The 11,951-nt window shown below is 38.6% G+C and carries 14 protein-coding genes; 7 read left to right on the top strand and 7 right to left on the bottom strand.

The window, feature by feature from the left end:
- Positions 1-290, top strand: a 290-nt coding sequence (locus BD809_RS09760; protein ID WP_211356709.1) for a transposase, incomplete at its 5' end; no start/stop codon positions are given.
- A 242-nt stretch (positions 291-532) separates the two neighbouring features.
- Here the strand turns inward: BD809_RS09760 and BD809_RS09765 are convergent.
- Entirely contained in the window at positions 533-1,048 is a 516-nt protein-coding gene (locus tag BD809_RS09765; RefSeq protein ID WP_148782792.1) for a hypothetical protein, read from the bottom strand.
- 992 nt (positions 1,049-2,040) lie between these two features.
- Here BD809_RS09765 and BD809_RS09770 point away from each other — a divergent pair.
- Positions 2,041-2,373: a single-stranded DNA-binding protein gene (locus tag BD809_RS09770; RefSeq protein ID WP_148782793.1), complete on the top strand. Its 333-nt coding sequence runs from the start codon at positions 2,041-2,043 to the stop codon at positions 2,371-2,373.
- A 141-nt stretch (positions 2,374-2,514) separates the two neighbouring features.
- On the top strand, positions 2,515-3,726 hold the full coding sequence (locus BD809_RS09775; protein WP_148782794.1) for a bifunctional alpha/beta hydrolase/OsmC family protein: 1,212 nt from the start codon (positions 2,515-2,517) through the stop codon (positions 3,724-3,726).
- Between the two features lie 97 nt (positions 3,727-3,823).
- Here the strand turns inward: BD809_RS09775 and BD809_RS09780 are convergent, their stop codons facing one another.
- Entirely contained in the window at positions 3,824-6,094 is a 2,271-nt protein-coding gene (locus BD809_RS09780) for a fibronectin type III domain-containing protein (protein ID WP_148782795.1), read from the bottom strand.
- 179 nt (positions 6,095-6,273) lie between these two features.
- Between BD809_RS09780 and BD809_RS09785 the strand changes: the two genes are divergently transcribed.
- The 4 genes from BD809_RS09785 (at position 6,274) to BD809_RS09800 (ending at position 9,320) form a co-directional block, all read left to right on the top strand.
- Positions 6,274-7,161, top strand: coding sequence for a hypothetical protein (locus BD809_RS09785; protein ID WP_148782796.1), 888 nt, complete (start codon positions 6,274-6,276; stop codon positions 7,159-7,161).
- A gap of 122 nt (positions 7,162-7,283) precedes the next feature.
- Positions 7,284-7,886 (top strand): superoxide dismutase family protein, encoded by a 603-nt coding sequence (locus BD809_RS09790; RefSeq protein ID WP_148782797.1) that lies wholly within the window; start codon positions 7,284-7,286, stop codon positions 7,884-7,886.
- Positions 7,887-7,986: 100 nt separating this feature from the next.
- Positions 7,987-8,517: an RNA polymerase sigma factor gene (locus BD809_RS09795; RefSeq protein WP_148782798.1), complete on the top strand. Its 531-nt coding sequence runs from the start codon at positions 7,987-7,989 to the stop codon at positions 8,515-8,517.
- Between the two features lie 2 nt (positions 8,518-8,519).
- Positions 8,520-9,320, top strand: a complete 801-nt coding sequence (locus BD809_RS09800; RefSeq protein WP_148782799.1) for an anti-sigma factor — start codon at positions 8,520-8,522, stop codon at positions 9,318-9,320.
- A gap of 199 nt (positions 9,321-9,519) precedes the next feature.
- On the opposite strand, the gene BD809_RS15620 is transcribed toward BD809_RS09800, so the two are convergent.
- From BD809_RS15620 to BD809_RS09815, 5 genes are all read right to left on the bottom strand, one after another.
- Positions 9,520-9,672 (bottom strand): hypothetical protein, encoded by a 153-nt coding sequence (locus BD809_RS15620; RefSeq protein WP_170251849.1) that lies wholly within the window; start codon positions 9,670-9,672, stop codon positions 9,520-9,522.
- 117 nt (positions 9,673-9,789) lie between these two features.
- Positions 9,790-10,284 carry a class I SAM-dependent methyltransferase gene (locus tag BD809_RS09805; protein ID WP_148782800.1) on the bottom strand — a complete coding sequence of 165 codons (495 nt, stop codon included), beginning with the start codon at positions 10,282-10,284 and terminating at the stop codon, positions 9,790-9,792.
- Complete coding sequence (locus BD809_RS15625) at positions 10,285-10,455, bottom strand: hypothetical protein (RefSeq protein ID WP_170251853.1); 171 nt, start codon at positions 10,453-10,455, stop codon at positions 10,285-10,287. It abuts the gene before it with no gap.
- Between the two features lie 24 nt (positions 10,456-10,479).
- On the bottom strand, positions 10,480-10,992 hold the full coding sequence (locus BD809_RS09810; RefSeq protein ID WP_148782801.1) for a GNAT family N-acetyltransferase: 513 nt from the start codon (positions 10,990-10,992) through the stop codon (positions 10,480-10,482).
- A 3-nt stretch (positions 10,993-10,995) separates the two neighbouring features.
- On the bottom strand, positions 10,996-11,847 hold the full coding sequence (locus BD809_RS09815) for a methylated-DNA--[protein]-cysteine S-methyltransferase (protein ID WP_148782802.1): 852 nt from the start codon (positions 11,845-11,847) through the stop codon (positions 10,996-10,998).
- Positions 11,848-11,951: the final 104 nt, after the last annotated feature.

Here is an 11,951-nt window from a genome sequence, read left to right on the forward strand (position 1 = left end):
TTAGACGCTTTTGTTTACACATCCTGCCAAAAGGCTTTACCAGAATACGGCATTATGGTATCTTAAGTAGTAGCATAAAGAACAAAGTGCTACCCATACTTAAAGGTCTATTAACAGAAAAACCAGCAATAAAAAATAAACATCCCATACAACATCGCAGGTGTCCAAACTGTAAGAAAGGAATACTGGTAACGGTGCACACTTTTGGTAGCAGAGGACCGCCAAATCACTGGCTCAAAATGATAAAGAGTAAACATACTGCCCCAAAAAGTAACACCCTTGTGGTGTAACAGGATACTTATAACCAAAAACAAAAAAATATTAAAAAGAGGATACAATTACGTTATAAAATCATTACAACCTCTATAGAAAGAAGAAAATGGCACTCATAAATCGGTAAAGCGAACTTCTTTTAAATAGGTTCCACCTCACGCAGATCTATAGAAATACATATCAAACCCCATACTAAGGAATATCGACCCGGTTTAGTCAACACGGCCTGCATGCTCGGTCGTACCGACCGCATGAATGCTTAGTTGTTAGCAAATGTTTTTTCCGTCGGTTCAATTATTACTTCCTCCATTCCATTGATTATTTTCCTTTTTTTCAATTGAGTGGTAATCCAGAAATATGGAAAAAGCAAAATCGAAAAACAACCAAATCCGGTATTATAATTAAATCTATCTCCGGCAAATTTTTGGTTCCAATAAACGTAAGATTTATAATGTTTGTTGGCTATGTAAAAATCCTGACTCGACCAACCGGTTTTTATAGCTGGCTTAAGAAAATCATCTAACTTTTTCTTTTCCGTTTCTGAAAATTCTGATTCCCAAAATTCGCCAGAACTACCTTTAGTTTTCGGATTGTAAAATTGAACGTCCCCGATTTTTTTCCAATTATCTTCAGGATAAATGAAGTGGAATATAGTACCCGTCAAACTATGGGTAATCCTATAAATTCCGTTACCATCATCATTTGTTCCGTCCTCAATTTGAAAATCCGATTTCGGTTGAAATGTTCGTTCAATATATTCTTTCCAGTTATTCAATTCAAATATTTGCTAACACTGTTATATAATCACCTTTGGTAACTATATTCTTTTATATAATTACTAAAGGTAACTATATTTTTCTTTTACGATCACTACCCTAAGGATACAAAGTGGAGTTAGTAGTGGGTTTTAATGTCACTAAACTACAGATTTTATTTTACATAGAAGATTTTTTATATAGATAGGATTATAAGCCACTAGTTCGATAGGAACCAGGAATCATGATGACAGGAAACAGAATGCAATAGTTGCTAGCTTGTAATAGTATGTTTAAACTCCAACACGCTAACTTCAGTGTTCGATATTTTTTATTCAGTAATCTAAATATATCCTTTTCCCACCTCCCGGAAACCTTCCTGACAAGTGCGGGAGACTTTCTCACCATCGGGAAACCTTCCTGACAAGTGCGGCACACTTTCCCACCTTCGGGAAACCTTCCTGACAAGTGCGGCAACTTTCCAAGCAGTGGTAGCAAGGGTTCGTAAAAAATCGATGTGTTGACTCTTCACCATTAGGTTGACTGTTTATCGGGTTTCCCTTCAATATATAGTATACGTTTTTAAACATGCTATTCGGTTTTATCTTCCAAAACCATAAAAAATAATAATATACCGGTAAAGCGTCCAGTTTGTGAAATAAAGGTTTGGAATCATTTTGAAACATAGGTTTTACATCCCATCCCAGCCTTCCCTTCAAAGGGAAGGAGCATAAAGTCTCTCTTTGAAGAGAGATTTAGAGAGATGTTAAGCACACTATATAAATAGAAACGCTTTTAGGACAAATAGCGGAAATACAAAAAAAATAATAATTCCGTCGCTTTTTACACATCCCAGTGTTTACAGCTATTCAAACCGACAACAAACGACTGTAACCGAATATAAACGAAAGCAAATACTTGATAACCACCTCCCACTCCACCCTCACCCTACTTTTGTCCCAGTGCTGTTAAAGCCATACTAATTACTTTAATCAATTTAAATTTTTATATCATGAGTACACTTAAAAACAAAGTTCAGTTAATCGGTAATTTAGGTCAGGATCCGGAAATCATCACCTTGGATAGTGGTGAAAAACTGGCAAAATTCTCACTGGCAACCAATGATTATTATTATAACAAAGAGGGTGACAAAGTAACCGATACACAATGGCATCAAATCGTTGCCTGGGGTAAAACTGCCGAGGTGATCGAGAATTATGTAAACAAAGGTCAGGAACTGGCAATCGAAGGCAAACTTACCACACGTAGCTATGAAGATACTGCAGGGGCTAAACGCTATATTACCGAGGTGGTGTGTAGCGAATTGCTTATGAGGGGCAAGTAAGCCCACTAACTACTCGATACACCGAAGACCTGCTCAGAAGCATCGCTCCTGTTCAGGTCTTTTTTAGGTTTAACAGATTTTTAACCGCGCTATGCTGTTAGTCTATGTCAAAAGGTCGACTTTTATACAAACGAATTCTTTATGAGTATTTCCAAAATTACCTTTACCAATGTAGACGGACAAACCTTGTCCGGTAAATTAGAACTTCCGGCAGATCAACATCCGCATAATTTTGCGGTATTTGCGCATTGCTTTACTTGTACCAAAAACCTAAGCGCCGTACGTAACATCAGCCGAGCGCTGGTAGCGAAAGGTTTCGGAGTGTTGCGTTTTGATTTCACAGGCTTGGGAGAAAGTGAAGGGGAATTTGAAGACACTAACTTTTCAGGGAATGTCGAGGATTTGATCGCTGCAGCCGACTATCTTAAAGAACATCACAAGGCACCTAGCCTGCTTGTTGGACATTCTCTGGGCGGAGCAGCAGTTATCTTTGCGGCTTCTCAATTACCTTCTGTACAGGCAGTGGCTACCATCGGTGCACCCTCTAACCCTATTCATGTGCAACATCTGCTAAAAAGTGAACTGGAGGAAATACAAAAAAACGGAAAGGCCGTGGTCAACCTCAGCGGAAGAGATTTTACTATCAAAAAGCAATTTCTGGAGGATCTGGAAACCAAATCTCTGCCCAATGTGGTCAAAAATTTTGGTAAATCCTTACTCGTCATGCATTCACCACAGGATAGCTTAGTTGGGATTCAAAATGCTGAAGAAATTTATGTCGCTGCGTACCATCCTAAAAGTTTTGTTTCGCTTGACGGTGCCGATCATTTATTAATGAAAAAAGAGGATTCTTTATATGCAGGTGATGTGATCGCTACCTGGGCCTCGCGTTATGTACCGATGCCAGAGCAAACCAAACTATCTACTACCCACGAAGTAGTGGCCAGTCTGGATGACATCAATAGTTTTGTCACGCAGATGAAAGTTGGAAATCATCATATGACTGCCGATGAACCTATCGCCGTTGGCGGAACGGATTTTGGTCCGAATCCGTACGAACTTGTATCAGCCGGATTAGCGGCCTGTACCGCAATGACCATAAAGATGTATGTTGCCAGAAAAGGTTGGCCTTTAGATCGTGTCGAAGTACATACAAATTATAAGAAAACACACAAAATCGATAGTGACCATTCTGAAGATCCGGAAGCTAAAATTGACACCTTTTACCGTGATATCAAGTTAGAGGGTGCCCTGGATGAAAAACAAATTGCCCGTATTTTACAAATTGCTAATAAATGTCCGGTCCACAAAACCTTACATACCGAAACACAGGTCATTACTGAGATTGTGTAAATAGTGTTAATAGTGTTAATCGAACTTACTATAAATAAAAGAACCGCCGTTCGGCGGTTCTTTTGTATTTCTAAAACTAGTAGGCTTCTTACAATCTCTAATTTTTGAGTAGCTTTTTGACCTGAAGCGTCTTTCCTACTTCATTGCGAACTGTTATAAAATAGATTCCTTTATCAAGTCTTTGCAAAGGCAAGGTAATTCTGCCGGCTTTGTGTTGATACGCATACACCAACGTACCTCCTACGCGATAGATTTCTATGGCTACGTTCCCCTCTTGAGTTGGGACATCGATTTGAAGGTCTCCCGAGAATGGATTCGGATAGATAGCTACCGCCTGTTCATCCGCAACTTCCGGTTTAAATTCAGGATACGCTATTGCGCTGCGTGTAGCTGCTGCCAATCGTGTAGTAGTACATGCACCTAGAAATTTCCAATCAGAGGAGGTTCGCTCAAATAAATTTCCTTGATACGTGACTTTATCTCCGGTTTGATAAGAAACTCCGCTACGCCACTCTGTGATACCTTCGCAAATATCATTTGGAGGATTAGAAGTCGTTGTATAACTTACGATCAATGTGGCAGCTTTACTTGCACCCCCTTCGTAAGAATCTGCCACGCGTTTTGCCGCGCTGCTCGTACCGCTTACACCTATACCTGTAATCACGAAGCTGACACTGTTTGATGACACCCATCCGCTACTGTTTACCAGGTTTTGTACCATCCCTTTCAGATCCGGCGATCGTTGTGCACTACCCCGTTGTCCACTCGTCCAAGCAGCAGGTCTCCAGACTACACGATTGCTAAATACCGAACGATCCGATACATTGTTTGCTGACGAAAAAGCCGGAGAATTGCTGCTATTTTCAAGCGCTATTTGTAGTTCAGTCGTTGCGCTGTTACTCTCATCTGCAGTAAATTGTAAATACGCACTGGTTATGGTTGCGTTTTTTGGAAGGCGTACCGATTGAAAACGTAATCCTATGGTTTGATAACTTGAATTGTTACTACTATCATACACCAACTCTAAGTCAGAACTGTTAGTGTATAGAGCTCCATTTTTATCCTCTTCAACATCATCTGCTCCACTCACAATGGGTACAGTGATCGTTCCCGACTCCGGATCAGGATCTACGGTTCCATCTCTGTTTATGGTTATCACACTTCCGTTAGAAGGATTCCAAATATCAAGGTTAGCAGGTGCTGCAAATATATTGGCATTAGAAACTTCGCCAACTTGAGCAGCGTTATCCACCTTTATCGTACGTGTTTCGATTGTATTTTCATCTACAAAAATCCACTTAAATTGATTGAAGGATGCCGAGTTACGAGTCCAGGCCTTGCCATCATTATTAGAACGCAATGGTGCTCCCCAACAACCTTCTCCGACATACACAGTTCCGTTTTGATTGTCTTTTACAAATCCTTCATCATTACCCGATCCTGAACTGGGGCGTATCGGCCAGGTGGATTTTACGGTATGCGCATCACACTCCACTACAAGTTTGACCCCTTTGGTATAAAAAAGATTAGCCCAATAATTATACTGATTATTACCTTCACGCTTTGCAGATACGTGTGGACGCATAGGCTTATGATATTGCGCCATCTTCCATAACACATCTGTGTTTGCATTAAGATCATTCTCTAACCAGCTAGTTTGATTTCCGGCTATCGATATTTCGGTATTAAGTGTGTAACTACGAACTAAATTCTTTCCAAAAGTAATCGCATAATAGACATTGGATGATGGTACATCAAAAAGATTATAGATACTGTTGTTACTATCCTCATGATTACCACGAGTAGCGACTATAGGAAACATACGATTATCGCCGGCGATAGTTAATTGCCAATCCGTAAACCATTCTCTCCATTCACTATTACTGTCGCCATTGGTCATATCCCCACCAAACAACACCGCATGAGGTTTCAGTTTTGCCACCAAACTGTTAGCATTACGACGCGGAGTCCGGTTATTACGAGAATCGCCTCCCGCGATAAAAGACAAACGGCTATTATCTGCCGGAGCGGTTTTAAACCAAAAACGTTCACTAACTCCCTGGCTGTCGCTAATTACAAAATAGTACGCAGTGTTAGGTTGTAATTCCGTTAATCGTGCAAAGGTATTGTTCATACCTTTATAATAGACACTACGATCTATGGATTTAGCATAGGAATACTTACTGACATTCGTTCCATGATCTACCGTGTCATAATATACAACGGGATTGGAACCCGAGGTTTGGTCCCATCCTATAACAATAGAGGTGGCCGGATTACCTCGTAGCGTCAGTCGATACTTATCATTTGAGGCATTAAGTTGCAAAGCAACTAAAAATACTAAAAAGAGTGCATAGAAATTTTTCATGAATACATATTTAAGTTGGTACTGTCAAGTTAGTTTTTTTTACTAAAATAACTGCTTATCTCATACTAAAAATGAACTTGATTCATTAGTAACCAAAACTTAAACCTGTTAACTTTATCATTTTAAAAAGTTAACACTGTAGGTATCAAATTCCAGGCAATAAACCTTTTATTTATAACATGAATATTCTTAGAACCAACCAACTCCTGCATCTTTCGGTATTTCTCATTTTTATCGGCAGAGCGTATCAACATTTATTTTGGGACGCTCCCTATCGTACTTTCTTTTGGGACGAAGCCTTACTCAAACCAATAGTCGAAGGTCTGTTCAATCGCTCCTGGCAAGAATATGTAACCGATCTGGAAACCGATACACTAATTACCACTATCATACGTATCAATGGATACTTATATCTATCTGCTGCGATGGCTACCCTAGCATTTTTAAAGTACAAGCACAAGCTTTTTACGACTATCATTTTTTCGGGAGGCTGTAGTTTAGTGCTCCTATCAATATTACTAACTAAAGAGAAATTCTATCACACCGCACAATTTTTTGAACATACAATACAGTTCGGCCTTCCTTTTTTACTCCTTTATTATCGATCCAAAAGTGTCGACAAAAAAATGTTCCTTTTTTTACTGAATCTCAGTATTGCAATCACCTTCTTCTCACATGGCTTATATGCATTCGGATTTTACCCTGTACCGGGGACTTTTGTGGATATGGTCATACAGATTTTAGGAACTGATGAAACGATGAGTATACACCTACTGTACATCGCAGGAATACTGGATTTTGCTATTGCTATTCTTATTTTTGTGCCTAAAACAGCACTATATATCTTGCTTTATGCTGTTATTTGGGGATTTCTCACAGCCATGGCACGAATTGTTGCCTCTATAGATTTCATTTTTTTCTGGCAAAGCCTGCATCAAAATTTGTATGAGACAATCTATCGACTTCCGCACGGTATAGTTCCATTAATAGCCTACATCATACAGCAAAAGTTGACAAAGACAGATGACTCTACAATTCAGCATGCTGAAGAGCGTATTCATTTGTGATACGTTAAAAAGCAGTTACTCTCTTTTAACATTTACACTTAAATCTACCTTAAATACTTTGTTAACTACAAAAACTGCATTACCTTGTCTACTAATCAACAAATAAAACAAAATTAAAAAGTATGAAAACGCTTAATTTAGCAGTGTTGGCACTTATTTCTGTTGTTCTTGTAAACTGCAAGGACGGAAAAAAAGAAGATAAGACTGTTGACGACACAATGACAACCGATATGACTTCCGACACGGATATGGAAATGGAAGAGGAAGTCGAAGAAAAAATTCTCGAAATAACACTGGAACCAAAAAGTGAGTCCGATGTCAAAGGTACTGTACGGTTTACCGAAGCTGAAGGTATCGTAAGTATGGAAGCTAAAATTACCGGACTGTCTGAGGGACAACATGCTATTCACTTACATGAGAAAGCTGATTGCTCGTCTGCTGATGGTAAATCCACCGGGGGCCACTGGAATCCAACCGCTGAGCCGCATGGTAAATGGGGTGCAGAATCAGGATATCACAAGGGTGATATCGGTAATTTTAATGCGAATGCGCAAGGAGAAGGTACTATAACCTTTGCTACCAACGAATGGTGTATTGGCTGTGACGATGATCAAAAAAATATAGTTGGTAAGGCTGTAATTGTACACCAAGGTACAGATGATTTTACCTCTCAACCTTCCGGGGCTGCAGGCACCAGAATAAGTTGTGCAGCAGTGATTCAATAAGTACTTACCGAGCAAATTATAGAGAGTATGATTATTCATCATGCTCTTTTTTATTTTAAATGATTTTTATAGTACCTTAGAGGTATTCTAACAGAACTTTATGCAACCAACAGAACTGATTCTTCAGTTACAACAGAAAAATGAAAAGGCTTTTCAGCGTATCTACGAGTTATATTCGGAAAATACGTTTGGTGTTATCTACAGCATCTTAAAAGATGAAGTTTTAGCTGAAGAAGTATTGCAAGATGTATTTATAAAAGTATGGGATAATGCAGCACGATATTCAGAAAAAAAAGGAAGATTTTTTACTTGGATTTTAAACATTGCCCGCAACGCAGCGATAGATAAAACTCGCTCTAAGGTATTTAAAAACTCAAAACAAAACCAAACAGCCGATTATTTCGTAGATATACTGGAAGAGAAAAATAGTTTTTCTCATAAAATTGATGCAATCGGCATCCAAAAGTATATTGATGTATTAGAACCTGTTTGTAAAAAACTTATTGATTATCTGTTTTTTAAAGGGTTTACACAAAAAGAAACGTCGGAGGCACTTGATATGCCATTAGGCACAGTGAAGACAAGAAACCGAAACTGCATTAATAAACTTAGAGAAATATTGGACGTATAATTATGGATAGTAAAAACTATATAGACTCTGGAATTCTTGAATTGTATGTGTACGGTGCCCTTTCTGAAAAAGAAAGCATGGAAGTTTCACAGGCATTGCAGCAGCATCCCGAAATACGTGCCGAAGTTGAGGCAATAGAGCGTTCCTTAACTCAATTGTCTACCGCAGCAGCACCTTATCAGCCGGATCAGGTATATCAGCAAATTAAAACAAAATTAAATTTTAAGGATCAGGAGGTAGCCATGATTCCTATCACTCGCAAACGTACCAACTGGCCTGCCTATATTGGTTGGGCTGCATCTGTGGCATTGCTTATCGGATTGTTTATACAATTTGACAAGAACAAAGAGCTACGTCAGGAAGTGGTACAATCTCAAATTGAAAAAAATCTCCTCGAAGGTAAAATTCAGGTGGCTGAAGAAGACTTGACAAAAACCAAAACTATTCTTAGCGTGCTGCGTAACAAGGATGTGATCGAAGTGCCATTACAAGCACAACAAGTAGCTCCTGAAGCATATGCCGCCGTATATTGGGATAAAGAGAGTCAGACTGCCTATATTGATGTTGCCGGTTTGCCTACGCCTCCCCCGGGAAAGGTGTATCAGGTATGGTCATTAAAATTAGATCCTCTGACGCCAACAAGCTTGGGTACATTGGATAGTTTTAACGAAGAAGCAACAAAGGTTTTTGCCTTAAACAATGCCAACGAATCTGAAGCATTTGGTATTACACTGGAGCCTGAAGGAGGTAGTGAATCTCCTACTATGGAACAATTATATACCTTGGGTGTGGTAAACTCATAACTCAATAAATTGATACTTTAAAACACGAGGCTATCTATAAAGTCAATTCTTCTGTCAACACAAGTGAAGTCGAGAGATACATATATTGGATTTCAATACATTTCGACTCCGCTCAATGTGACATTTTTTTTAAAAATACCCTTTTTAGATAGCCTCGTGTTTATAATCTTTTAGCTACCAATTCGATCTAAGCAAACCATCAATGGGTAAGATTGTAATATAGGTGACCCGCACAATATCCTATTAAAAGGGTCAACAGAATCGCATACGAAGCTAAACTGATCCAAAATGCTATACTATTCTTACCAAAAAGCGAGGTTGACGAGAGCGTCTTAATTTTTACTTTACTCATACGTACAGGTTTTGACTATAAATATAAAATTTTAAAATTTGTTACAAGAATTGGTGCTTTCTCTTGAACAAATTTTATTTTAAAGCACACTGTATTTTTCATTAATACTGACCACTATTATTTAAGCAACTTAACTACTACGAATTCTCTATGGACCATGCTTCCATCCTTACTTTGCACAACCTCTTCTAATTCTTTAGTTTCTGAGATTGTAAACCCAGTAGTTTTAATCAGCTTTTTTACATCTTCAAGCTCATATAGTGTGAAACCATGTTTTGCAAAGGAGAGTCCTTTCATAAATTTCTTAGTAGCAAACGTCAGAATAAAATTTCCGTTAGGTCTCAAAACTCTACAAAGTTCACTTAGATAAGTTTTGGGATTTTGCCAGAAATAAATTGTATTGACCGTCATAATGGTTTCAAACGAATGATCTGAAAAAGGAATATGTTTGCCGTCATAGAGCTGAAAACTGATATCATTATCTGATACGAAATGTGCATTGATCTCTTTTGCCTGATAATGCATGACTTCAGATATTTCCAACCCAAAATAACTAAGATTTGAAAATTTCTTCAAGAGATATACTAAGTGCCCGCAATTACCATGTCCGATTTACAAAAGGTTATTACTATTTTCCTCAGGAATCAAATCGATTGAAGCTCTAATCATTTTTGCATTGGTGGAGTCCATCCGTTTCCCCATCTCAGTTCCTGCTTCACCCTCTGGACAGCTTAATTGTCTGACAATTTCCTTTGCTTCATTATCTTCATTCCTTTTTTTCATCCCTTGGTTTACTACAAAGATTATTCACAAAACTTCAAGCTCAAACAAACAGACCGGGGCAGTTTTATAATGATCAGGTAAACTGCTGGTATCCTTTAAATCCTGCATTCCCAAAAAATCAAACCCTGCGTTGGTATAGTGCGCTATTAATTTTTGATTATCGCCTAATGTATCCAATCGCACAAATCGTTTGTCATGTTGCTTCGCATACTCTTTGGCCCAAGTTACGACGGACTTCACAAAATTATGTCCACGATATTTCGGATTTGTTGCAATACGGTGTATATATACCGCGGCATCCTTATTTTTTTCTTCCCAGATTTGTGCATCGCTAAAGGTGGTTGCCCAAACACAAGCAACGTCTCCTTCAATCAGTAGCTTCCATTGATGATTATCCTGAATCTCCCCAATCACCATATCCCGATCAAATTCCGGCCAAACCACTACCGTATTTTTTGCTTTTTGATAAGCAGTTGCTATAGCATACAGTTCAAAAATTGTTTCCAGATCTCGTATCGTGCTGTTTGTTATGTTCATTGTTTATAGAGTTATTGGTTTTTCTTGATTTGCATGTTCCCATCCTATAAGTGTTGCTTTTTTAGTGGGTCCCCAACGATACCCTCCCAATACTCCTGAGGCTTGTATAACCCGATGACAAGGAATCAGAAAAGCTACCGGATTACTGCCAATTGCCGTGCCTACAGCTCTTGCTGCCCTTGGCTGTTGAATACTTTTGGCAATCGCTCCATAGGTTGTGAGTTGTCCTTGCGGAATTTTAAGTAAGGCTTCCCACACTTTCAACTGAAAATTTGTTCCTTTAATATGCAAAGGCACTTTGTTGGTTACTTTTTGATCTGTAAAGAAAGCTTCAGCTTGAGCATGCAATTGATTGCGTGCTTTTATAATTGTAGCTTGTGGAAAATCATTACGAATTGTCTCAATTTGTGTAGTCTCACCAGTTTTAAATGCCAGATGACATATGCCCTTTTGCGTTGCAGCGATAAGCAGTGTCCCAAACGGACTTGAAATGCTGTCAACGTACAATGACAAAGATTTACCTTCGTTTTTGTATTCGGCCGGCGTCATGCCTTCAATACTTACAAATAAATCATGTAATCTACTTGAGCTTGACAATCCGGTCATAATGGTCGTATCAAGAACAGTGGCTTGTTCTTGACGTAAAATAGCTTTAGCATGCTCAATGCTGATATATTGCAAGAATTTCTTCGGACTTGTACCTGCCCATTGTGTAAAAATACGTTGAAAATGATGCGGACTCATATGCACCTGACTAGCTAATACGGCCAAGTCTGGTTGCTCGGTGTAATTTGACACCAGATATCTGATAGCTTTTGCTATACGTTCATAATTGATATGTTTCTGCTCAGTCATACGTTTTATATCTATCACAAATATGAAAAAGACAGCTCAAGCGTACAATCCATTTCTTGCGATTGTGATAAAATTAGTGTTTTGTATTACATCTTCTAATTCTA

The organism is Aquimarina intermedia (genome assembly GCF_008124785.1).
Classification (GTDB): domain Bacteria; phylum Bacteroidota; class Bacteroidia; order Flavobacteriales; family Flavobacteriaceae; genus Aquimarina; species Aquimarina intermedia.